Here is a 23,164-nt window from a genome sequence, read left to right as displayed (position 1 = left end):
CCAGTCGCCGCGTCGTGCGGCGCACGCCAGCCAAACGACTCCAAAACTAAAGTGAAGTGCAGGCTGGGGCTGATATGGCTGACGGGGCTAGGTATTCGCGCGCCGTGATTTTGGGCGCGTCGGTGGTTTCAATCGCGGCAGTGATGACGGAGAGCAGTCTCGCGCAGACTGCGTCGCCGCAGGCCGAACATGCGTCGCCGGATCGGCCGAAGCAGGCCAAGCGCAAGCCGGCCAAGCCGCTGGCCGCGCAGCAGGCAGCGCCCGACGTCTTGAACGCCCGTGCGCAGGCGAGCGGCGCCGCGCCGGTGCAGGTGCTCGACACCATCACGGTTGCAGCGACGAAGACCAAGGAGCGCGCGATCGATGCGCTTGCCCCCGTCAGCTCGATTTCGCTCGACCAGATCCAGGGTCTTCAGCCGAACCGGCTGTCGGATGTCTTCTATGCCGTGCCCGGCGTGTCGTTCCAGGAGCGCGGCGACGATCCCGCGACCGTCATCAACATCCGCGGCTTGCAGGACTTCGGCCGTGTCGCGGTCGTCGTCGACGGCGCGCGGCAGAACTATCAGCGCACCGGCCACAATGCCAACGGCTCCTTCTTCCTCGATCCCGAATTGATCGGCGGGATCGACGTCGTGCGGGGACCGACCGCCAACATCTATGGCTCCGGCGCGATCGGCGGCCTGGTCTCGTTCCGCACCAAGGACATCAACGACGTGCTGCGTCCCGGCGAGCGCTGGGGTGTCGATCTCAGCGGATCCTACGGCTCCAACAACAATCGCGGCCTCGGCTCGGTATTCGGCGGTGTGCGCGCCACGCCCGACGTCGATATCTTCGGCGGCGCGGTCTACCGCACGCAGGGCAATTACAAGGACGGCAACGGCACCGAGATCGGCAACACCGGCAACCAGGTCGAGGCCGGGCTGATGAAGCTCACGGTGCGGCCGGCCCTTGGTCACGAGGTCAAGTTCGGCGCCGTGTTCCAGGACCATCAATACGACATCGGCCAGTTCAATCGCGGTCCGACGACCAACCCGGCATTGATTGCGCTCAATCGCGGATCCTCGGTCTACGCGTCCGATGCCAAGAACTATACCGGGACCATCACCTGGAACTACGCGTTGCCGAGCGACAATCTGTTCGACTGGCACATGTCGGTCTACGGCAATCGCACCGACAACGACCAGACCAAAACCTACCACTACGGCACGACACCGTCGGCCTTTTGCAACGGCGGCCTCGGCAACAACGTCTCGGGCTGCGTCGGCGACAAGCGCGGCTACGTCCTCAACACCTATGGCATCGACGCCAACAACACCACGCGCTTCAACGTCGGCGACTGGCGCAATGCGCTCACCTGGGGCGTCGACGCGTTCCAGGATGATGTGATCACGACCGACAGCCGCGGCAATTCCAATATCACCACGCCGAGCGGCATCCGCACCGTGTCGGGCGGCTTCCTCCAGTTGAAGCAGAACTACAGCACCTGGTTCGAGGCGGTGAGCGCGATCCGTTATGACCGTTACGATCTGGACTCGGGCGGCACGCATGCCGGCGGCGATCGCTTCTCGCCGAAGATCACCCTTGGCGTCACGCCGGTCGCGGGCTTCCAGCCCTATGTCAGCTATGCCGAAGGCTACCGTGCGCCCTCGATCACGGAGACCGTCATTTCCGGCGCGCATGCAACCGGCGGCGGTCCGGCTTTCTTCGTCTGTCCGGACGGCACGGCCGGCCTATTCTGCTTCCTGCCCAACCCGAACCTTCGCCCCGAGGTCGGCAAGAACAAGGAAGTCGGCTTCAATCTGAAGTACGACAACATCTTCACCGCGTCGGACTCTTTCCGCGGCAAGATCAACCTGTTCCGCAACGACGTCTCCGACTACATCGACCTCGTCGCCTCGACGCCGGTCCCGACGGGGTTCGGCTCGTTCAGCCAGTTCTATCAGTATCAAAACATCGCGCAGGCCCGCATCCAGGGCTTCGAGGCGGAGACGATGTACGATGCCGGCGACTGGTTCATCGGTGTCGCCGGCCACTACATTCAGGGCAAGAACGTCGCGACCAATATCGGGCTCGCGACCATCACCCCGCGCAAGGTGGTCACGACCGGCGGTGTCCGCCTGCTCCACCGCACGCTGATCCTGACGGCGCAGTGGGCCTCGTACGGTCCCAACAACGACGTGCCCGCCGGCTATCTGCCTGCGACCGGGTACGAGCTGGTCAACCTGTACCTGACTTACAACGCGACCAGGGACATCGTGTTCTCGGCCTCGATCGACAACCTCTTGAACCAGTACTACCGGCCTTACGCCATTCCCGGCAGCTCGACCGACGGCACCACGCAGAACGACGTGCTGTGGTCGAGCCCGGGACCGGGCCGGGTCTACAAGGCCGGCATGAAGATCCACTTTGGAGGTGCGTAAGCCGACAGGCTGCAACACCAGCCATCTCCGCCGGGCCGCGCTGATGCTCCAGCGCGGCTTCGGCGCGTTTTCATCTTGATCAGAAGGAGAGACTCTTATGTTCATCGCCATGAATCGTTTCCAGGTGAAGAAGGGCGCGGAGACCGCGTTCGAAACCGTCTGGGCTACCCGCGAATCCTATCTCGGCAGCATGCCGGGCTTCGTCGAGTTTCATCTCTTGAAGGGCCCCGAGGCCGAGGACCACACGCTCTATTCGTCGCACACCACCTGGGTGGACAAGGCGGCGTTCGAGGCCTGGACGCGCTCCGAGGAATTCCGCCGCGCCCATGCCCGCGCCGACAACCGGACCGGCGAGAGCCTCTATCTCGGCCATCCCAAGTTCGAGGGCTTCGAGGTGATCCAGAGCGAGCGCAAGGCCGCGGCCGCCTGAGATGGCGACGCAGGAAAGGAGCTGGACATGCTGAGCACCGATCTCGCTGATCTCAAGGCGTACATGGCCGACAATCCCGGCGCGGTGATCGAGGACGTCGCGCGGGAGCGCAAGGTCACCCCGCGTGCGGTGATCGAGGCGCTGCCCTCGTCGATGGTGCGCATGGGAGGCGGCGAGCATTTTGCCGCCGCCATGCAGGACGTCGCACAATGGGGCGAGGTCACGCTGATTGTGCACACGGATGACGCGATCTTCGAATTCACCGGGTCAATTCCCGCGGGCGAGATCGGCCGCGGCTATTTCAACCTGATGCAGCCGAAGGGCCTGCATGGCCATCTCCGCCACGAGCGCTGCGCAGGCGTCGCCTTCGTCGAGCGCCCCTTCATGGGCAAGAATTCGGCCTTCGTTGCCTTCGTCAATGCCGACGGCGGCATCATGTTCAAGGTCTTCGTCGGCCGCGACGAGACCCGTGCGCTGCGTGGAGATCAGCTGGCGCGGTTCCGCCAGCTTGCGGACCGGATCGCGGCGCCGCCCGCGGCATAGCTTCCCACTGTCTATCGGGAGATCAGGATGCAAGGCAATTTCAGGCTTCGGCACGTGATCGTAACAATCGCGCTGGCGCTCGCGCCGGCTCCGGCCTTCGCGATCGACGAAGCGCTGTTGCCGCGCAATTTGTCGCCCTGGGGCATGTTCGTCAGCGCGGATATCGTGGTGAAGGCGGTGATGATCGGGCTGGCCGTCGCCTCGCTGGTGACGTGGACGGCGTGGCTCGCCAAGACCGTCGAGCTGCGCCGCAAGAGCGCGCTCGCCGTGCAGCGGTCGCGCGCGCTCGAGGGCAAGATGAAGCTGGCGGAGGCGGCGGAGCGGACCTCCGACGCGCATGATGCGGTCGCCCAGCTTATCCAGTCCTGCGCCAAGGAGGCGGAGCTCTCCGGCGGCATTGTCGATGACGGTCTGCAGGAGCGCGTGGCGCTGCGGCTGGAGCGGGTCGAGGCGGCGATGTCCAGGCAGATCGCGCGCGGCACCGGCGTGCTCGCGACCATCGGCGCCACCGCGCCGTTCGTCGGCCTGTTCGGCACGGTCTGGGGCATCATGAACGCCTTCATCGGCATCTCCGAGAGCCACACCACCAGCCTTGCGGTGGTCGCGCCCGGCATTGCCGAAGCGCTGCTCGCCACCGCGCTCGGCCTCGTTGCCGCGATCCCGGCGGTCGTGATCTACAATCATCTCGTCCGCGGCATCGCCAATTATCGCGCGCTGCTTGGGGACGCCTCGGCACAGCTCATGCTTTTGGTCAGCCGGCAGCGCGACCACAGAGAGTTCCGCCTGTCGCGGGCGGCGGAGTAGGTCATGGCCGCGAAGCTCGGCGCAGGTTCGGGATCGTCGTTCAAGCGCGGTGACCCCAGTGATCTCGACCTCACCCATGAGATCAACGTCACGCCGTTCATCGACGTGATGCTGGTGCTGCTGATCATCTTCATGGTGGCCGCGCCGCTCGCCACCGTCGACATCGGCGTCGAGCTGCCGGCGACCGCGGCCGAGCCGGCGCCGCGGCCGGACAGGCCGGTCTTTGTCACCGTGAAGCCGGACCTGTCGATTGCCGTCGGCGAAGACGTCGTGGCTCGGGAGGCGCTCACCTCGTCGCTCGACACCGCCACCAGGGGCCGCAAGGACGAGCGTATTTACCTGCGCGCCGACAAGGCGGTTTCCTACGGCGATCTGATGGACGTGATGAACACCCTGCGCAACGCCGGGTATCTCAAGGTCGCCCTCGTCGGCCTCGACGGACGCAGCTGATGACCGCGAACGCCTTTGCCCTGCACGAGCCACTCGGCGAACGCGAGGGCGCACGCTGGGGTGTCTCGGCCGCGGTGATCGTGGCGTTGCATCTTGCCGCCGCGCTGCTTGCGACGAGCTGGCTCAAGTCGCAACCGGAGCAGGGCGTCAGCCTTCCGGCGATCATGATCGACATGGCGCCGGTGACCTCGGCACCGCAGTCAGTGCCGGACGACGTTGCGCCCGGGCCGGTGATGCAGGAGGCCGACGCTTCGCCGCCGGAGCCCGCGCAGCGGCAAATGATCGAGGAAACCATCGCGCCGACACCGCCGCAGGACAAGCCTGACGTGGTGGCACCGCCTGAGCAGAAGCTGGAGCCGACACCGGCCAGGCCCGAACCCGCGAAGATCGCGCCGGTCGAAAAGCCTGCGCCTGACAAGCCGAAGATCGTTCGCCGCGAGGCAAAGAAGCCGTCGGATGCGACGCCCGCGCCGCGCACCAGCGCGCCGCCGCGCGCCGAGCGCGATGCGCCGATGGTGTCTGCGATGAGCGCGGGCGCGGTGGCCTCGGCGATCGCGTCCTACAATCAACGCGTCCGCGCCCATCTGATGCGCTTCCACCAATATCCGTCCGCAGGCGGCGGTCAGCGCGGCGTGGCGAGGCTGAACTTCACCCTCAGCCGCAGCGGGCAGGTCACGTCCAGCCGTCTCGGCGGCTCCTCCGGCGTCGCCGCCTTCGACGCCCAGGCCATGTCGATGATCCGCCAGGCCTCGCCGTTTCCGCCGATTCCCGATGAGATCAAGAACGGCGCGATGAGCTTTTCGATCCCGGTGGAGTTTACGGTGAGGTAGGGCGCGGTCTCAACCAACTCCGCCGTCGTCCCGGACAAGCGCGCCCCAAGCGCGCGCAGATCCGGGACCCATAACCACAGGGTCGCGTTTGGCGAAGATTCGTCACCACCACCTTCCGCCGCAACTCCGGCCTGGGGTTATGGGTCCCGGATCTGCGCTTGCGCTTGTCCAGGACGACGGCGGAGTTTGTGGCGGCCGAAGAGAGAGCCTCAGCTTACTTCGCCTTCAGGAAATCCGCGACTTCGAGCAGCATGAACTCGTCGTCGTCGGCCTTATTGGGATCGCGGCTGGACGAGAATGGCAGGTTGTTGTCGTTGCCGACGATGATGTGGGTGTCGTCGACGCGATCGACGTTCTCGATGGTGAAGAACGGGAAAGTGTAGACGCCGTCATTGAGCGGCTTCTTGGCCTTCTTGTCGGGATCCCGGATCTTCATCAGGTCGATATAGCCGATCTTGCGCACGGGCTTGCCGACATTGGCGTCCGAGAGCTCGATCTTGTAGACGCGCTTGAACTTGGCGAGATCGGGGAAGCAGTTGTCGCCGCGCTGGCCTTGCGGGCAGGCCTTGTCGGCCGTGCCTTCGCCGTTGTAGCGCTCGATGACGAGGCCGGCCGTGGGATCGATCATGTTGAAATCGCCGATGGCATTGCCGTTCTGCTCGAACACGTATTGCCAGTAGCGGCCGGTGAACTTTTCCGCGGCGACGTCGAACTCGAGGATGCGGGAGGCTTCCTTGCCGTCGACCTTTTCCCAGTCCTTCTTCTCGGAGTCCCACAGCGGGCCCTCGAGCAGGCCGTAGAGGAACTTGCCGTCCTTGGACGAGGCAAAACCCTCAAAGCCCTTGGAGCGGCGGAGGTTGACGTTGGTATAGGTCGCGCCCGGCGCGCCCGGTGTCGCCACCGCCCAATGATCGGGCGAGCGCACCGGCCTGCCGTCGGCAACCGTCTCGAACACGCCCAGGATCTTGCCTGATTTGTCGGCCTTCAGGATGTAGGGGCCGAACTCGTCGCCGATCCAGAACGTGTCGCCGATGATCTGGAAACCTTCGGTGTCGAAGTCGGAGCCGGTGAGGTAGCGCTTCTGGGTATCCTCGTGCACGATGCGGAAGGGGACCTTCTTGTCGGGATCGTGCAGGAAGATCGTCTCCTGCCGCTCGATCTTGCCGTTCGCCCAATCCATCTTGTAGCGATTGAGATACAGCATCGAATCCGGCGAATTGGCGCGCGCGCCCATGCCGTTGTCGGTGATGACCCAGAAGGTGCCGTCGGGCATGGTCTTGATGCCGGAATGGCCCTGGAGCGGCTGGCCCTTGAACGGCAGCGACACGCCGGTTGCCCGCTCAGCGGACTTGCCCATCACAGTGCCGAGCGCGTCGACGCGTTTGCCGGTGGTGTACTTTCCGGACGTCTTGAGATCGGCGGGCGCATCCGCCGGCGCGTCGATGAACGACTCGGCCGGCATCACCACGTGACCGGCGAGCTTCGCCGGGAATTCGCCTTCGCTCTGCGCGAGCGCTGTGCTGGCGGTGAGAATGATCGTTGCGACGGAGGCAAGAAAAGTCGCGCGCATGTGCGTCTCCTGTTGGCGGACGCACGCGTTATGCGGATCGCTTGTTGCAGTTTTGTGAAACCGGGCCAAACGCCGCAGCGGGCGGCTACTCCTTTACCGCACCGGTCAGCGAGGACACGTAATAATCCACGAACAGCGAGTAGAAGACCGCAACCGGCAGCGAGCCGAGCAGCGAGCCCGCCATCAGCGCGCCCCACTGGTAGACGTCGCCGGTGACGAGCTCGGTCAGGATCGCGACCGGCACGGTCTTGTTGGCGCCGCTCTGGATGAAGGCGAGCGCATAGATGAACTCGTTCCACGACAGCGTGAACGAGAAGATGCCGGCCGAGATCAGGCCGGGCACCGCGAGCGGCAGCGTGATCCGGCGCAGGATCTGGAGCCGCGTCGCGCCGTCGACCAGCGCGCATTCCTCGAGCTCGTAGGGGATCGACTTGAAATAGCCGATCAGGAGCCAGGTGCAGAACGGCACCAGGAAGGTCGGGTAGACCAGGATCAGCGCTATCGGGCTGTCGAACAGGCCGAACTGCACCACCACGGTGGCGAGCGGGATGAACAGGATCGACGGCGGCACGAGGTAGGCGAGATAGATGCCGAGGCCCACATAGGGACTGCCGCGGAAGCGCAGCCGCTCGATCGCATAGGCGGCAAGCGTGCTCGCGACCAGCGACAGCGTGGTCGAGCCGATCGCAACCAGCATCGTCGTCCACAGCCAGCGCGGATAGGCGGTGTCGAACAGCAGATGCTTGATGTGCGCCAGCGTCGGCGAGGAGATCCAGAACGGATTGTGCGCCTTGTAGTTCATCAGCTCGGCGTTCGGCTTGAACGAGGTGATCGCCATCCAGTAGAACGGAAACAGCAGGATCAGCACGAAGCAGCCGAGCGGCAGGTAAATCATCATCAGCCGCCGCAGCCCGGAATCCCAGGCCATGGTGTCGGGCGCCGCCTTCGCGTCGGCAGTGGCTTGCGCGACGGTATCAGTCATTGCTCTCTCCCTGCTGCCATTTGCGGCGCGCCAGGCCGAAGTATGAGAACAGCGTCGCGAACACCAGGAACGGGATCATCGACACCGCGATCGCGGCGCCTTCGCCGAGCTCGCCGCCGGCAATGCCGCGCTGGAAGGCCAGCGTTGCCAGCAAATGGGTCGAGTTGCCGGGGCCGCCCCGGGTGATGGCGTAGACCAGCTGGAAGTCGGTGAAGGTGAAGATGATCGAGAATGTCATCACGATGGCGAGGATCGGCATCATCATCGGGAAGGTGATGTAGCGGAAGCGCTGCCAGGCGCTGGCGCCGTCGAGCATCGCGGCCTCGTACAGCGAGGGCGAGATGGTCTGCAGGCCTGCCAGCAGCGAGATCGCGACGAAGGGAATGCCGCGCCAGATATTGGCGGCGATCAGCGAGAACCGCGCCGGCCAGGGCGAGCCGAGGAAGTCGACATTGCTCGACCGCCAATGCAGCACGTCGACCAGGAGATAGGAGATGATCGAGAATTGCGGATCGTAGATCCACCAGAACGCGAGCGCCGAGAGCACCGTCGGCACGATCCAGGGCAGGAGGATGATCGCCCGCAGCAGGCTCTTGAACGGAAAATGGTTGTTGAGCAGCAGCGCCAGCCAGAAGCCGAGCGCGAACTTCCCGAACGTCGCTATGCCTGTGTAGACCACGCTGTAGAACACCGCGTTCCACCACAGCGGGTCGGTGAGCAGATACTGGAAGTTCTCGAGGCCGACGAAGACGCCTTTGCGGCCGATCGTGGTGTCGGTGAAGGCGAGCCAGATGCCGAGGCCGAGTGGATAGGTCAGGAACACCGCGAGCAGCCCGATCGCGGGCGCAAGGCACATCACGATCAGGAACGGCTTGTAGTCGAACAGGCGGACCAGCCAGGACGGCTGCCGGTGCATCAGGGTGGGAGAAGGAAGCGTTGTCACGGACATCAGTGTGTTGTCCTGTTCTCGAAAGTCATCACACCGTCATTGCGAGCGAAGCGAAGCAATCCAGTCTGTCTCCTCGGTGAAAGTCTGGATTGCTTCGTCGCCAGCGCAAAATTGCTTCGCAATTTTGTCGCGGGCTCCTCGCAATGACGTCTTCGTCGACGGCCTTACTTCTGCCGCCGGAAGTACCGTTTGCAGCGCTGTTCGGCTTCTGCGGCCGCGGCCTCCGGCGTGGCGGCGCCGGTGGCGACCGACGCGCACATCTGAATCAGCACGTAGTCGGCGCTGACGGCACCGGTCGCCGTCGAGATCGGGCCCCTGTAGCCGTCATAATAGGTGCTGTTCATGGTATCCTTGAACAACTTCACCTTGGGATCCTGCGACCACACGGCGGCATCGGCATAGGCGGCCAACGGCTGGGACCAGTAGCCGGAATTGGCATTGAGCCACGGCTCGTACTGGTCCTTTTCCAGCATGTATTGCAGGAAGGCCTTTGCGGCGTTGGGATACTGGCTGTGCTTGAACACCATGGCGTTCAGGGTCAGGCCCGCCATCGGCGAGATCTTGGCCACGCCCTTCGGCAGCAACTGATGCTCGCTGTCGTCGGCGATCGCCTTGGTCGCCGGATCGTTCTTCAGCGAGAAGTACAGCGAGACGCCGTTTGCGGTCAGCGCGATCTCCTGCGAGGAGTAGGCGCGGTTGTTGCTGACGTCGTTCCACGACGTCGTGCCGGCGATGAAGGTCGGGTAGAGCTGCTTGACCCAGTTCAGTGCGGCGATCGTCTCCTTGCTGTTGATGATGACGTTGCCCTCTTCGTCGAGCAGGGCGGCGTTGTGTGACCACAGTGCCCAGTTCGCAAAACCGTTGCCGTCGCCCTTGGCGTTGCCGAGCGCGAAACCGGCCGGCTTGCCGGCCTTCTGCAGCTTCTGGCAGAGGTCGACGATTCCGGCGTGGTCCTCCGGCACTTTGTCGAAGCCGACCGATTGCAGGATCGACTTGCGGTAGATCAGGGGACCTGCGGTGGCGCCGAACGGCAGTCCGATCCAGGCGTCGCTCTTGTTCCTCTTGCCGTAGCGCTGCGCCAGCGGCAGCCAGCCGCCGTAACGCTTGCCGACATAGTCGGCGACGTCGGTCAGCTCGATCAGCTTGTCGATGTAGATATGCGGTGCATCGGAGAAGCCGATGATGATGTCGGGACCGGCGCCGGAATTGGCTGTTACCGCGGTCTGCTGGTTGATGTCCTCCCAGCCGACGAAGTCGACCTTGACCTCGACCCCGGTCTCCTTGGTGAATTTGGCTGCATTGGCGCGGAATACGTCTTCGTCGGCTTGCACGAACCGCACCGGCCGCAGCATGCGCAGGGTTGCGCCCTTCTCGATCGGCAGTTTCGGTGCGGGGACGTCCGCGGCCTTGATCGTGGATTGGGCGTGCGCTGCAACACCGGTTGCTGCGAGCGTCGCAGCGGACAGGCCCAGCGCCAAGGCGTCACGACGTGTGAGGTCGTTCCTCATCAGTTCCTCCCTGTTGTCTCCCTTCCCGGCGTTGATCGCCGGTGAAGGGCCGTTCCGGTTTCCGGCGCGTTTTGCGGCCGGCCGCCTAGCTGTTCGGTCCGCGATCCATGCTGACGGGCTGCCAGCGGCGGAGCGCGGTGTTCTGCAGCACCGACGGATTGACGCAGCTTACCGGCCACATGCCCTGAAGCACCAGTGACAATTCGTAGCCCACGCGGCGCTTGCGCGCCTCGTCGAACCGTGCCGAGGCCGACGCGACATGCGCGGTCAGGGTCACGTTCTCCATGCTGAGGATGGGATTGTTGTGCGAGGGCGGCTCCTTCTCCAGCACGTCGAGGGCGGCGTGCGCGATCCAGCCCTCTTGCAGCGCCTTGATCAGGCTCTCCTCGTCCACCGTGGCGCCGCGGCCGGTGTTGATGAAGATCGAGCCCTTCTTCATCTGCCGGAAGTGCTTCTCGGTCAGCATGTGATGCACCTCGGGCCGCGCGGGCGCGTGCATCGAGACGAAGTCGGATTGCGACAGCACCTCGTTCAGCGTCGCGGGGATGACGCCGTGGTCGTACATCAGCGTTTCCTGGATGAAGGGATCGTAGGCCATCATGCGCAGGCCGAACGGCGCGGCGCGCTTCGCAACTGCACGCGCGACGCGACCGAACGAGATGAAGCCGAGCGTCTGGCCCATCAGCCGCGGGATCTTCAGCAGCGCCGGCCGGCCCTCGGCCCAGCGTCCGTCGCGCACCATCCGGTCCTGCTCGACCAGGCGGCGGAAGCCCGCGAGCAGCAGCATCATGGCGTGGTCGGCGACCTCCTCGATGAAGGTGTCGGGGATGTTGGTGACGGGAATGCCGCGTGCGGTGGCGGCCTTCACGTCGACGCTGTCCACGCCGACCGAGCCGAGCGTGATGACCTTGCAGCTCTCCAGCGCGTCGATGATCGACTTGGTGATCGGGATGCCCTTGGCGTAGATGGCGTCGGCGTTTTTCGCGGCGGCGATGAACTCGGCCTCGTTGGCCGGGGCTTCGACGATCTCGGCGTCGATCGGATCGAGCGCCTCGCGCTCGTAGGAATAATCGCTGCCCGCGACCGTGAAGCTCGCGCCCTTCGGCGTCACCACCCTGTATTTCGGCATTTCCTGCTCCCGATTTGTTCTGTCGGTTCTTGTTGTGGCCCGGCCTTCGCGGCGGGCCTTTGCGTCTTTTACGCGAAATCGGGGTGCATGCGTACAATCGCCGGTTGCTCGCTTGACCATTATTCGCAGCTTTTCGCGGCGTCGTCAGGGCTTCTACGGAGGCACGTAAGTAACTTGCTAAGGGGTCACACACTAAAAGTTGATTCAAATAAAAGGTCTGCGCGCGAGTCCGCGCCACCCGAGGAGCCCATCGTGAAGTTGAGCAATCTGAAGATCGCCCCCAAGCTTGGCATCCTTGTCGGTGTGACCCTGTTCGGCCTGTGCATCTCCGGAGTTCTCGCCGGATATCTGATGAAGCGCGAGATGGTGAATGCACGCATCGACCAGACCAAGGCGATCGTGGAGATGGCCCGCAACTATGCGGCTGCCTTGATGAAGCGCGTCAGCGCCGGCGAGATGACCAAGGATGCCGCGCTCGCGGATCTCCGCCGCTACGGCAACTCCATGACGTATGACAAGAACTCCGGCTATCTGTTCGGCACCACCTATGACGGCATCACGCAGCTTGCGCCGGATCCGAAGGTGATCGGCCAGAACCGCATGGACGTGGAGACGAACGGGCGCAAGCTGTCCCGCGAGATCATGGACGGGGTCAAGGCCAGCGGCGAAATCCTGCTGTTCTATGAATACATGAAGCCCGGCCAGGAGAAGCCGATCCGCAAGCTCGGCTACGCGGTCGCCGTCCCCGGCTTCGACATGTATCTCGGCACCGGCGCCTATCTCGAGGATATCGACGCCAAGATGGGGCCGATTTACTGGCTGCTCGGCCTCGCCATGCTCGGCATCGTCATCGTCGCCGGCAGCGTCGCCTGGCTGATCGGCCGCAGCATCAGCCGTCCGCTGGCGCTGCTCGGCGCCCGTATGAAGGATCTCGCCGACGGCAAGCTCGAGGGCGACATTCCCGGCTTCGGCCGCGGCGACGAGGTCGGCGCGATGGCCGCGACCGTTCAGATCTTCAAGGACAATGCGGTCCGTATTCGCGACCTCGAAAAGACCGAGGCGGACGCCAAGGAACGCGCCGCGGCGGATCGTCGCAGTGCGATGGAAGAGATCGCCAAGGACTTCGAGCGCAGCGTCAACGGCATCGTCCGCTCGGTGTCCTCGGCCGCGGCCGGCATGCAGAGCACGGCGCAGTCGATGACGGCGACCGCGAGCGACGCCTCCTCGCGCGCAGCGACCGTCGGCGCGGCCTCGCAGAAGGCCTCCGGCAATGTCGGCACGGTTGCCGCCGCCGCCGAAGAGCTGTCGAGCTCGGTTGCGGAAATCTCCCGCCAGGTGACGCGTTCGACCGAAGTGGCGAGCCGCGCGGTCAACGACGCCGAGCGCACCAACGCCACGGTGCAGGAGCTCTCCACCGGCGCGGAGAAGATCGGCGAGGTGGTCAAGCTCATTCATTCGATCGCGGCGCAGACCAATTTGCTCGCGCTCAACGCCACCATCGAGGCGGCGCGCGCCGGCGAGTCCGGCCGTGGCTTCGCTGTCGTCGCCTCCGAGGTCAAGGCGCTCGCCAACCAGACCGCGAAGGCCACCGAGGAAATCTCCGCCCAGGTCGCGGCGATGCAGACCTCGACCAGCGACGCGGTCGCGGCGATCGGCGGCATCACCCAGACCATCGCCGAGATGAGCGAGATCACGGCCGGCATTTCCGCCTCGATCGAGCAGCAGGGCGAGGCGACCCGCGAGATCGCCCGCAACATCCAGTCGGTTGCGGCCGGCTCGAGCGAGATCAACGCCAATATCGGCAGCGTCACCTCGGCCGCGGAAGCGACCGGCTCTGCTGCCACCGACGTGCTCACCAACGCCCGCGAGCTGGACAGCCAGTCCGGCGCGCTGCGCAGTGCGGTGGACGGCTTCCTCGCCAAGGTGCGTGCGGCGTAAGTCTTGCGCTGAATTCGTAGGGTGGGCAAAGACGCGCAAGCGTCGTGCCCACCTTTTTCCTTTTGAGTGCGTGATGTTCGACGGTGGGCACGCGTCGCTTTGCCCACCCTACGCCCGTCATGCCCCGCGAAGGCGGGGCATCCAGTACGCCGCGGCCTTCTCGGCTTGAGCACGGCCGCCTCTGGAATACTGGATCGTCCGCCCCAGCGCGCAATTGCGCACAAGGCGGACGATGACAGCATCCCCGGGGTGCCTCTACTGCTTCTCGATCTTCGCGTTCGTGATCAGCTTCTCCCACAGCACCAGCTGCTCGTTCACGAAGGTGCCGAGCTGTTCCGGCGTGCCTGAGAAGGCATCCATGCCGAGGGTGGCGAGTTGCGCCTTGATCTCCGGCTTCTCGACGATCTTCCTGATCTCGGCGTTGAGCCGCGTCACGATCTCCTTCGGCATGCCGGCCGGACCGAAATAGCCCTGCCACGAGGAGATGTCGAAGTCCGGCACGCCGGCCTCCTGCATCGAGGGCAGGTTCGGCACCAGCGGAGAGCGATCCTTGGTGGTGACGGCGAGCGCGCGCAGCGCGTTGCCGTTGACGTGCGGCAGGCCGGTCAGGATGTCCACGAACATCATCGAGACGCGGCCGCCCATGACGTCGTTGAGCGCCGGCGGCGAGCTCTTGTAGGGCACGTGCAGCAGGTCGAGCCCGGCATTGTGCGCGAACGTCGCACCCGACACGATCGCCGAGGACGAGCCCGAGGCGTAGCTCAGCTTGCCGGGATTGGCCTTGCCATAGGCGACCAGCTCGCCGACGGTCTTGGCCGGCACCTCGGGGTGAACGACCAGCATGAAGGGCAAATCGCCGGTGCGCGCGATCGGGGTGAAATCCTTGACCGGATCGTAAGTCAGGCTCTTGAGCAGGTAGGGATTGGCCGAATGCGTGGTGTTGGTCGTCACCAGCAGGGTGTAGCCGTCGGGTGCGGCGCGCGCGACAAAGGTCGCGGCGATCATGCCGTTGGCGCCCGCCTTGTTCTCGATCACGATGCCGACGCCGAGCGCCTGCGACAAATGCTGCGAGATCAGCCGCGTCGTGGTGTCGGTGCCGCTGCCGGCCGCAAACGGCAGTACCAGCGTGATGTTGCGGCTGGGGTAGTTGTCGGCCTGTGCGGCGGTCGAAGCGGCAAGGCAGAGCACGGCCGTGCCGATGGTGCGCAGGTTTCGCATCAGCGCTGAAAGCATGTCTGGTCGTTCCCTCTTTTTCGTTGGCGGGGAACCTAGCTTCTCTTTGCTGGAATCGGAAGGCGGGAGTTTGCCGCCAGGTCTCGTGCCCCGGACGCAGCGCAGCGGCTCTGCAATGCACCGCTTCGCGCTGCATCGTGTCCGGGACACGAGAGGGGAGCGTCCGCGGCGCGGAATTACTTCACCGCCGAGCCCTTGCGCGAGGCGATGACGACGCCGGCGAGCACCAGCGCGTAGCCGATCAGGTGAAACGGCTGGAGCTTTTCGCCGAGCAGCAGGATCGCCATCGCCGAGCCGAACACCGGCACCAGATGGAAGAACGGCGCGGCCCGGTTCGGCCCGATCAGCGCCACGCCGCGGTTGAAGAAGAGATAGGCGAGCGTCGAGGGGAAGATCAGGATGTAGCCAAGCGTTGCCAGCGTCAGCCCGTCGAATTGCATGACGTTGCCGCGCCAGGCCTCCCAGACGGCGGTGGGCAGCAGCATGACCGCGCCACAGCAGGTGGTGAAGGACAGGAAGGAGAGCTGATGAACCTTCGGCCGGCGCGGGATGAAGGCGGAGTAGAGTCCGAATGCCACCAGCGAGGACGCGAACATGATGTCGCCCCTGTTGAAGCTGATGCTTGCCAGCGCCGCGAGATCGCCGCGCAGGATGATGGTCAGCACGCCGAGAAGCGAGATCGCGATGCCGGCGAGCTGGGCACCGGTCAGCCGCACGCCGAACAGCGCCAGCGACCACAGCGCCACGAACAGCGGCCCGGCCGACTGGATCAGCAGCGCGTTCAGCGCCTCCGTGTATTGCATCGCCCAGTACGAGATCGCGTTGTTGAAGGCGAAGCCGACCAGCGACAGGAACAGCATCAGGGGCAGGCTCTTGCGCAGAGCCGGCCAGTCGCGCTTCAGATGTGGCCAGGCGAACGGCAGCAGGATGAGGAACACGCCGAACCAGCGGATTGTGGTCATCGTCAGCGGCGGCACGTGCGCGCCGACATGGCGCGCGAGCACGATGTTGGCCGCCCAGAACAGCGAGCTCAGGCTGAGCAGCAGATAGGGCTGGTTGTTGAGCCAACTGGCCGGATTCGAGGCTGGTGGCGCTGGCGAAGCGATCGTCATTGGGGTCGGATGCAACTTGCGCCGGATTGCCGTCGTGACACAAGTCACGCGACCGCAATGCTACAATGCAGGCATGACCTGAGGAGGTGCCTCTGGCGGTCAATATGTTGAACATCGCTGCGCCCGGCGCGTGATCGTCGCGGCGAGGCAGAAGGACTAGGAGCCGCCGCGGCCTACGTCTTCCGACCGGCGCGCGCATCCGGCATCGACGCATCGACAGCGGCGTGGCAGGCTGTCTGCAACAGGCGGCAGACCTCCTCGGTCGACCGCTGCGGGCTCAGCGCTGCGAAGGTCGGATAGCTCGTCAGGACGAAGATCAGGTCGACGGCATCCTGCACGGCCCGCTTTGCGGCACGGCTCTCCGTGATGCGTGTCACCAGTCCCGTCACAAGCTCACGCCGCCGCTCGTTGCGCGCGACCAGCGCATTGCCGAATTCGGGATCGGTTGCGATCGCCTGGTTGAGGCCGCCGATCGCGGGGTCGTGCGCCCAGAAGGTACAGAAGATCGCGACGACGCGATCGAGCGCGGCGCGGGGGTCCGGCAGCGCCATCGCGTCGGCCAGCTCGAACAGGCCGCCCTGCCGCGCGATGTCGTCGAACACGGCCTCCAGCAGTCCGCGTCGCGATCCGAACTGGTTGTAGACGGTCAGCCGCGTGACGCCGGCCGCCTTCGCCACCACGTCAAGCGAGAAGTTCGCGATGCTCGCATCCTTGCGCAGCAGGCGCGCGCCGGCCGCGATGATGCGTTCGCGCGTCTCCGCGGCCGCGGAGGCGCGGACCGAGCTCACATAGCTGCGTTTCGGCATCGCCCTGCCATCGTCTTGACGCATTGATTATACATGATGTATATCCAATTTAGAAGCCGGTTTGGAGCTTGCCATGCAGACTGCCCTCGTGATCGCACTGTCGCTTCATGTGTTGTCGTCCGTGTTCTGGGCCGGATCAAGCTTTGCGCTGGCGCGAACCGGAGCAGCCGGGGGCGAGCAGCTCGTCGGTCCGCAGCTCGGCGCGGCGACGATTGCGATCCTCACCGGCGGCTATCTCGGGCATCTCGCTCATTCCGGCAGTTTTGGCGCGGCCGAGCAGGTGCTCGCGCTTGGTGCGGTTTGCGCGCTGATCGCAGCCGGCGTTCAGGCCGCGACCGGCCCCCGTGCGCTGCTGAGCTTGCGCCGTGGCACGAGCGAGGCGGCGGATGTGCGCTCACGCATCGCGACCGCCCAGCGCGTGGCCGCCGCTCTGCTCGCCATCACCGCCCTGTGCATGGGCGCGGCGCGCTACATCTAGCGCGGCATCCCGCCGCTGAAGAAGGAAAAGCAATGCCCAGGATGATTCTGTTGAACCTGCCCGTGCGCGATCTCGCTGCATCGACGGCGTTCTATGTCGCGCTCGGCGGTACGGTGAACCCTCAGTTTTCGGGCGAGAATTCGACCTCGCTCATGGTCACGGACGCGATCGGCGTGATGCTGCTGACCCACGAGCACTATCGCCAATTCACCAAACGCCCGATTGGCGACCCGCGCCGCGACAGTCAGGTCTTGATCGCCCTCACGGTCGATGACCGCGACGCCGTCGATGCAACGCTGACTCGCGCGGTGGCGGCGGGTGGTCGCGCCGATCCCAACCCGGCACAGGATCTCGGCTTCATGTACAACCGCCACGTTGAAGATCCGGACGGCTATGTCTGGGAAATCGTATGGATGAACCCATCGGCGAGCACCTGACCGCAGAAGGCTGCGCGGCGAGCTGACAAGGGGGCTAGCTCGCCTGCTTCCTTGACGCCGCGAATACGCCCGACAGCACCAGCGCGAAACCGATGAAGTGGAACGCCTGCGGGCGTTCGCCGAGGAAGACCATCGCCATGATCGAGCCGAACACCGGCACGACGTGAAAGAACGGTGCGGCGCGGTTGGCGCCGATCAGGCGCACGCCGCGATTGAAGCAGAGATAGGCGAGCGTCGAGGGGAATACCGCGACATAGAACAGCGTCAGCAGGTTCGGCCCGTCGAGCTTCATCACCGGCCGCGCGGACAATTCCCAGATCTCCAGCGGAATGAGGCAGGCGGCGCCGGCACCGAAGGTGAAGGCGAGGAACGACAGGCCGTGCATCGCCGGCCGCTTCAGGCTCAGCACCGAATAGAGCGCGAAGATCAGCAGCGCGAGGAGGAAGATGAGGTCGCCCTTGTTGAACTCGATGTTCGACAGCGTGGTGAAATCGCCATGCAGCAGGATCGTCAGCACGCCGCACATCGACAGCAGCACGCCGAAGGCCTGTGCCGCGGTGAGCCGGATGCCGAGGATCGCCAGCGACCACAGTGCCACGAGCAGCGGCGCGGACGACTGGAGCAGCAGCGTGTTGAGCGCCTGGGTATGCTCCAGCGCCCAGTATTGCAGCGTGTTGAAGGCGCCGATGCCGGTGATCGAGAGCGTGACCATCAGGCCGAGCTTGCTGCGGATCGCGGGCCAGTCCTGCGCGAGATGTTTCCAGGCGAATGGCAGCACGAGGAGGAAGGCGAAGAGCCAGCGCAGGAACGACAGCGTGACCGGCGGGATGTGGCCGGCGGCAAGCCGCCCGACAATGGCGTTGCCGGCCCAGCACAGCGCGGTGATGCTGAGCAGCAGGTAAGGCTGGTTGGCGATCCAGTTGTGGCCGGGCGTCGCGGCGCTCGTGGTCTGGTCGGTGGCGGACATTGTGATTGTTATGGCCCCGCGTCATGCGCCGAGGCCCCGGCCCGGCGGCACCCGGGCCGGTTCGGAACCCGGCCCGTTCAAAGACACGGAAATCCGCCTGATATCAATGGGGCACGACGCATCCTGTCCATGCACGGGAGCGGCAGCCGGAACCTCGCTCAACCCCTCAGCCCGGCGCGGATCGCAAACGGCTTCACCAGTTCGGCACAGGCAAGATAGACCACCACCAGAAGCGCGATGCCGGCCATCATCAGCGGCGGCGGCGCGACAAAGCCGAACCAGGTGCCGACCGGCGTGAACGGCACGACCATCGCGACCAGCAAGGCGATCAGCGACGAGGCCGACAGCACTGGATCGGGCCAGTTGCGCCACGGTCGGCCGTTGGTGCGGATGACGAAGATCACCAGGATCTGCGTCGCCATGGATTCGATGAACCAGGCGGTGCGGAATTCGCCGGGCGATGCGTGAAACAGCATGATGAGGGCGCCGAAGGTCAGGAAGTCGAACACCGAGGACAGCGGTCCCATGATCGCGGCGAAGCGCGCGAGCCTCGTCATGCTCCAGACCTGCGGCTGCGCGGTGGCCGCACGCGAGACCCGGTCGAAGGGAATGCCGAGCTCGGAGAGATCGTAGAGCAGGTTGTTGAGCAGGATCTGCGTCGGCAGCATCGGCAGGAACGGCAGCACCATCGAGGCGATCGCCATGGACAGCATGTTGCCGAAATTCGAGCTCGCGCCCATGCGGACATATTTCATGATGTTGGCGAAGGTGCGCCGTCCTTCCTCGACGCCGTCGGCGACGACCTCGAGATCCGAAGCGAGCAGGATCATGTCGGCGGCGGCCTGCGCCACGCCGGTCGCGCCGTCGACCGACAATCCGACGTCGGCAACCTTCAGGGCCGGTGCGTCGTTGATGCCGTCGCCGAGGAAGCCGACCACTTCGCCGCCCGCCTGAAGCGCCTTCACGATGCGCGACTTCTGGTCCGGCGCGAGGCGGCCGAACGCGTCGGTGGAACGCACCTGCACGGCGAGCGCTTCGTCGCTGAGCTGTGCAATGTCGGCCCCCGACAGCACGCGCGCGGGATTCAGGCCGACCAGGCTCGCGAGCCGCTTCACCACCACGGGGTCGTCGCCCGAGAGGATCTTCAGGCCCACGCCGCTCGCCGCGAGCCGCGCGATTGCGGCTGTGGCCGTCGGCTTCGGCGGATCGGCGAAAGCGCAGAAGCCCTCGAAGGCGAGATCGGTCTCGTCCTCCGTCTCGACCTCGCGCACCACGCCGCTCCACGCCCGCGAGGCGATCGCCACGGTGCGCAGGCCCTCGCTCGCGAGCGCGCGCACGCGCACCGTCGCAGCACTGCGCGCGCTCTCGTCCATCGTGCACAATGCGAGCACGGCTTCCGGCGCGCCCTTGACGATCAGCAGCGTGCCTTCGGGGCCGGTCGCAAGCACCGATCCCAGCCGGCGCGAGAAGTCGAAGGCCTGCCGCCCGGCCAGAGTCCAGCCCTGCGCGGCGTCCGGTCGGCCGGCGACGAGGGCGGCATCGAGCGTGCCGCGGTCGCCGCCGAGCGATGCCGCGATGGCGCCGAGCTGCGCGGCGCGGGCATTGTCCTTGCCCTCGGCGTCGAGGCTTCTGGCGAGCGTGATCTCGGCCGAGGTCAGCGTGCCCGTCTTGTCCGTGCAGAGGACCGTCATGGCGCCGAGATCGTGGATCGCGGCCAGCCGCTTCACGATCACCTTGCGGCCGGCCATCCGCAGCGCGCCGCGCGACAGCGTCACAGTGGTGATCATCGGCAGCAGCTCCGGCGTCAGCCCGACCGCGAGCGCGACCGCGAACAGCAGCGAATCGAGCACCTCGCGGCCGAATACGACGCGGACGGTGAGCACGACCAGCACCAGCGCGAGCGTGGCCCGCGCGATCACGAGGCCGAACTCGCGCAAATCACGCTCGAAGGGGGAGGGCGCCTGCGTCTCGGCGAGCGCGGAGGCCGCCGCGCCGAACACGGTGTCGCGGCCGGTCCTGACGACGAGCGCGATCGCCTCGCCCGTCTGCGCCACGGCGCCGCGGAACAGGGCATTCGATGTGTCGTCGGGGTCGGTCGCGGCGCCGGTGCGCTTCTGCACCGGATAGGGCTCGCCGGTGAGCGCGGCTTCTCCGGCCGTGAAGGCGGTGCTCTCCAGGATCAACGCATCCGCCGGGATGATGTCGCCGGCGCGGACGCGCAGGAGGTCGCCCGGAACGACGTGGTCGACGTCGATCTCGCGGAAGGCGCCGTCACGCCTGACCTCGGCCTTGAGCGCCACCGAACGGCGGAGGATCTCGGCGGCGCGGACCGCGTGGCCCTCCTGGATGGTGTCGAGCCCGATCGAGAGCGCGAGAATCAAGACAATGATGAGCCCGCCGATGTCGTCGCCGGTCAGCATCGAGACGATGCCGGCGACCAGCAGGATCAGCGACAGCGGCTCCAGCAGCCGGCGCAGGATCGCACGCGCGGCCCCCTCGATGCGCGGCGGCGCGTCGCTGTTCGGCCCGAAACGGCCGAGCCGTGCGGCGGCCTCGGTCGCGGTCAGGCCCTGCAAGGAGCAGCCGAGCTCGGTGCAGAGCGCATCCGTCGGCAGGCGCCAGAACTGGTTCGCCTGGCTGTTCGGTGGCTTGGTCACGGCGTATCCGACATGAAGGCTTCCAGCCCCGGGAAGGGTAAGCTGGGGAGGTGACAGCCATCCCTTGGCGCAATCGCGGGCCGGAACGGTTGATGCGTGTCAATTCCGCTGCCGCCGGGCCGCCAACCTTTCAGGATTTTAAGGGGATATCAAAGGCTTGGAGTGCCTTCCCGACCTCGAAAAAGCCCCGTTCTTGCTTGCCTAGAGAGGCTGCTTCCTTTATCCGGTTGGCTGCCTTGCGTGCGAGCGGCCTTGGGCCGCAGAGAGGGCTTGGCGCAGGCATGATCCCGGAAAAGTGGGCACCGGTTTTCCGCGAGGATCATGCCTCCTAGAGACAGATTGAATAGGGATTACCCGCGAATGGCCAATGTTGTCGTCGTCGGCGCCCAGTGGGGCGACGAAGGGAAGGGCAAGATCGTCGACTGGTTGTCGGAGCAGGCGGACATCGTCGTCCGTTTCCAGGGCGGCCATAACGCCGGCCACACGCTGGTGATCAACGGCAAGACCTACAAGCTCGCGCTGCTGCCCTCGGGCGTGCTGCGAGAGCACAAGCTGTCGGTGATCGGCAACGGCGTGGTGTTCGATCCCGCCGCCTTCCTCGACGAGGTCACCAAGCTGCGCGCGCAGGGCGTTGCCGTCTCCCCGGAAAATCTGCGCGTCGCCGAGAACGTCACCCTGATCCTGCCGCTGCACCGTGAGCTCGATGCCTTGCGCGAGTCCTCCAACGCGGCGACCGCGATCGGCACCACGCGCCGCGGCATTGGACCTGCCTACGAGGACAAGGTCGGCCGCCGCGCCATCCGCCTGATGGACCTCGCCGACCTCGACACCCTCCCGCACAAGATCGACCGGCTGCTGGCTCACCACAACGCCTTGCGCCGCGGCCTCAATCTGCCGGAGTTCGACGGCAAGGATATCCTGAAGGAATTGACCGCGCTGGCGCCGCAGCTTCTGCCCTATGCCGAGACGGTGTGGCGGCTGCTGGACATCAAGCGGCGCGAAGGCAAGCGCATGCTGTTCGAGGGCGCGCAAGGTGCGCTGCTCGACGTCGACCACGGCACCTATCCCTACGTCACCTCGTCCAACACGGTGGCGGCGCAGGCCGCGACCGGCTCGGGCCTCGGCCCCGGCGCGGTCGGCTACGTGCTCGGCCTGTGCAAGGCCTATACGACCCGCGTCGGCCAGGGCCCGTTCCCGACCGAGCAGGACAACGCGATCGGCCGCAAGATCGGCGAGCGTGGCCGCGAGTTCGGCACCAATACCGGGCGGCCCCGCCGCTGCGGCTGGTTCGACGCCGTGCTGGTCCGCCAGGCGGTCCGCACCTGCGGCATCAACGGTCTCGCGCTGACCAAGCTCGACATCCTCGACGGCTTCGACACGATCGAGGTCTGCACCGGCTACAAGCTCGACGGCAAGGAGATCGACCACTTCCCGGCCGGCGAAGGTGCCCAGGCCCGGGTCGAGCCGATCTACGAGACCATCGAGGGCTGGAAGGAGCCGACCGCCAGTGCGCGGTCCTGGGCCGACCTGCCGGCCCAGGCCATCAAATATGTCCGCCGGATCGAGGAATTGGTGGGGTGCCCCGTCGCGCTGCTTTCCACCAGCCCCGAACGCGAAGATACTATCCTGGTACAAAATCCGTTTGAGGCTTAACGATCTCTTACCGGGAGGCGCGTATAGTTGAGTAGAAATGGCTGATTACTATCCGCTGATCGCCCGCGCTATTGCCGCCCTGGACCCCAACGCTCCCGGCGAAAGCCGTCGCGCGCTCTATGAGCGGGCGCGCACGGCGCTGATCGCACAGCTCCGCAGTGTGCAGCCGCCGCTCTCCGAATCCGAGATCACGCGCGAACGGCTGTCGCTGGAAGAGGCCGTCCGCAAGGTCGAATCGGAGGCCGCCCAGCGTGCCCGCGAGGCCTCG

Annotated in this window: 20 protein-coding genes and 1 pseudogene; 11 read left to right on the top strand and 10 right to left on the bottom strand. The window is 65.7% G+C overall.

The genetic code is table 11. The features are described from left to right. Positions 1 to 74: 74 nt before the first annotated feature. The 6 genes from XI08_RS13910 (at position 75) to XI08_RS13885 (ending at position 5,477) form a co-directional block, all read left to right on the top strand. Positions 75 to 2,420 carry a TonB-dependent hemoglobin/transferrin/lactoferrin family receptor gene (locus XI08_RS13910; RefSeq protein WP_271574812.1) on the top strand — a complete coding sequence of 782 codons (2,346 nt, stop codon included), beginning with the start codon at positions 75 to 77 and terminating at the stop codon, positions 2,418 to 2,420. A 97-nt stretch (positions 2,421 to 2,517) separates the two neighbouring features. Beyond that, positions 2,518 to 2,850 (top strand): antibiotic biosynthesis monooxygenase family protein, encoded by a 333-nt coding sequence (locus XI08_RS13905; RefSeq protein ID WP_271574811.1) that lies wholly within the window; start codon positions 2,518 to 2,520, stop codon positions 2,848 to 2,850. Positions 2,851 to 2,877: 27 nt separating this feature from the next. Next, positions 2,878 to 3,393 carry a heme utilization cystosolic carrier protein HutX gene (hutX, locus tag XI08_RS13900; RefSeq protein WP_271574810.1) on the top strand — a complete coding sequence of 172 codons (516 nt, stop codon included), beginning with the start codon at positions 2,878 to 2,880 and terminating at the stop codon, positions 3,391 to 3,393. 27 nt (positions 3,394 to 3,420) lie between these two features. Continuing rightward, entirely contained in the window at positions 3,421 to 4,197 is a 777-nt protein-coding gene (exbB, locus tag XI08_RS13895; RefSeq protein WP_271574809.1) for a tonB-system energizer ExbB, read from the top strand. A gap of 3 nt (positions 4,198 to 4,200) precedes the next feature. Then, a complete protein-coding gene (gene exbD / locus XI08_RS13890; RefSeq protein ID WP_271574808.1) occupies positions 4,201 to 4,647 on the top strand; it encodes a TonB system transport protein ExbD in 447 nt (148 codons plus the stop codon). Beyond that, complete coding sequence (locus XI08_RS13885) at positions 4,647 to 5,477, top strand: energy transducer TonB (protein WP_271574807.1); 831 nt, start codon at positions 4,647 to 4,649, stop codon at positions 5,475 to 5,477. The genes exbD and XI08_RS13885 overlap by 1 nt, the downstream gene beginning before the upstream one ends. A 214-nt stretch (positions 5,478 to 5,691) precedes the next feature. On the opposite strand, the gene XI08_RS13880 is transcribed toward XI08_RS13885, so the two are convergent. The 5 genes from XI08_RS13880 to XI08_RS13860 all read right to left on the bottom strand — a co-directional run bounded on the left by XI08_RS13880 (position 5,692) and on the right by XI08_RS13860 (position 11,615). After that, complete coding sequence (locus XI08_RS13880; RefSeq protein WP_271574806.1) at positions 5,692 to 7,047, bottom strand: esterase-like activity of phytase family protein; 1,356 nt, start codon at positions 7,045 to 7,047, stop codon at positions 5,692 to 5,694. A gap of 85 nt (positions 7,048 to 7,132) precedes the next feature. Beyond that, positions 7,133 to 8,029 (bottom strand): carbohydrate ABC transporter permease, encoded by an 897-nt coding sequence (locus XI08_RS13875; protein WP_027544909.1) that lies wholly within the window; start codon positions 8,027 to 8,029, stop codon positions 7,133 to 7,135. Beyond that, complete coding sequence (locus XI08_RS13870) at positions 8,022 to 8,978, bottom strand: carbohydrate ABC transporter permease (RefSeq protein ID WP_271574805.1); 957 nt, start codon at positions 8,976 to 8,978, stop codon at positions 8,022 to 8,024. The genes XI08_RS13875 and XI08_RS13870 overlap by 8 nt, the downstream gene beginning before the upstream one ends. Positions 8,979 to 9,142: 164 nt before the next feature. Further along, on the bottom strand, positions 9,143 to 10,486 hold the full coding sequence (locus XI08_RS13865) for an ABC transporter substrate-binding protein (RefSeq protein WP_135177083.1): 1,344 nt from the start codon (positions 10,484 to 10,486) through the stop codon (positions 9,143 to 9,145). Between the two features lie 85 nt (positions 10,487 to 10,571). Continuing rightward, the gene (locus tag XI08_RS13860; RefSeq protein WP_271574804.1) at positions 10,572 to 11,615 is read right to left on the bottom strand and encodes a C-terminal binding protein; all 1,044 of its coding nucleotides are present in this window, start codon (positions 11,613 to 11,615) and stop codon (positions 10,572 to 10,574) included. A gap of 252 nt (positions 11,616 to 11,867) precedes the next feature. Between XI08_RS13860 and XI08_RS13855 the strand changes: the two genes are divergently transcribed. Continuing rightward, positions 11,868 to 13,553, top strand: coding sequence for a methyl-accepting chemotaxis protein (locus XI08_RS13855; protein WP_271574803.1), 1,686 nt, complete (start codon positions 11,868 to 11,870; stop codon positions 13,551 to 13,553). Positions 13,554 to 13,808: 255 nt separating this feature from the next. On the opposite strand, the gene XI08_RS13850 is transcribed toward XI08_RS13855, so the two are convergent. From XI08_RS13850 to XI08_RS13840, 3 genes are all read right to left on the bottom strand, one after another. Continuing rightward, positions 13,809 to 14,786, bottom strand: coding sequence for a Bug family tripartite tricarboxylate transporter substrate binding protein (locus XI08_RS13850; protein ID WP_271574802.1), 978 nt, complete (start codon positions 14,784 to 14,786; stop codon positions 13,809 to 13,811). A 176-nt stretch (positions 14,787 to 14,962) separates the two neighbouring features. Then, on the bottom strand, positions 14,963 to 15,898 hold the full coding sequence (locus tag XI08_RS13845) for a DMT family transporter (RefSeq protein ID WP_271574801.1): 936 nt from the start codon (positions 15,896 to 15,898) through the stop codon (positions 14,963 to 14,965). Between the two features lie 173 nt (positions 15,899 to 16,071). Continuing rightward, the gene (locus XI08_RS13840; RefSeq protein WP_271574800.1) at positions 16,072 to 16,704 is read right to left on the bottom strand and encodes a TetR/AcrR family transcriptional regulator; all 633 of its coding nucleotides are present in this window, start codon (positions 16,702 to 16,704) and stop codon (positions 16,072 to 16,074) included. A 73-nt stretch (positions 16,705 to 16,777) separates the two neighbouring features. On the opposite strand from XI08_RS13840, the gene XI08_RS13835 reads away from it, so the two are divergent. Both XI08_RS13835 and XI08_RS13830 read left to right on the top strand, forming a co-directional pair. Continuing rightward, on the top strand, positions 16,778 to 17,182 hold the full coding sequence (locus XI08_RS13835) for a hypothetical protein (RefSeq protein WP_271574799.1): 405 nt from the start codon (positions 16,778 to 16,780) through the stop codon (positions 17,180 to 17,182). 32 nt (positions 17,183 to 17,214) lie between these two features. Beyond that, complete coding sequence (locus XI08_RS13830; RefSeq protein WP_271574798.1) at positions 17,215 to 17,619, top strand: VOC family protein; 405 nt, start codon at positions 17,215 to 17,217, stop codon at positions 17,617 to 17,619. A gap of 34 nt (positions 17,620 to 17,653) precedes the next feature. Here the strand turns inward: XI08_RS13830 and XI08_RS13825 are convergent, their stop codons facing one another. Beyond that, positions 17,654 to 18,586, bottom strand: coding sequence for a DMT family transporter (locus XI08_RS13825; RefSeq protein WP_271574797.1), 933 nt, complete (start codon positions 18,584 to 18,586; stop codon positions 17,654 to 17,656). Between the two features lie 158 nt (positions 18,587 to 18,744). Further along, positions 18,745 to 21,243, bottom strand: a complete 2,499-nt coding sequence (gene mgtA / locus XI08_RS13820) for a magnesium-translocating P-type ATPase (protein ID WP_271574796.1) — start codon at positions 21,241 to 21,243, stop codon at positions 18,745 to 18,747. A 360-nt stretch (positions 21,244 to 21,603) separates the two neighbouring features. On the opposite strand from mgtA, the gene XI08_RS13815 reads away from it, so the two are divergent. Continuing rightward, positions 21,604 to 22,896, top strand: coding sequence for an adenylosuccinate synthase (locus XI08_RS13815; protein ID WP_271574795.1), 1,293 nt, complete (start codon positions 21,604 to 21,606; stop codon positions 22,894 to 22,896). Positions 22,897 to 22,933: 37 nt separating this feature from the next. Further along, a pseudogene (locus tag XI08_RS13810) lies at positions 22,934 to 23,164 on the top strand (hypothetical protein); the annotation flags it as partial.

The organism is Bradyrhizobium sp. CCBAU 11361 (assembly GCF_028128935.1).
GTDB classification, from domain to species: Bacteria; Pseudomonadota; Alphaproteobacteria; order Rhizobiales; family Xanthobacteraceae; genus Bradyrhizobium; species Bradyrhizobium niftali.
The sequence above is the reverse complement of the archived record's forward strand: the minus strand, read 5'-3'. Positions and strand labels throughout refer to the sequence as shown.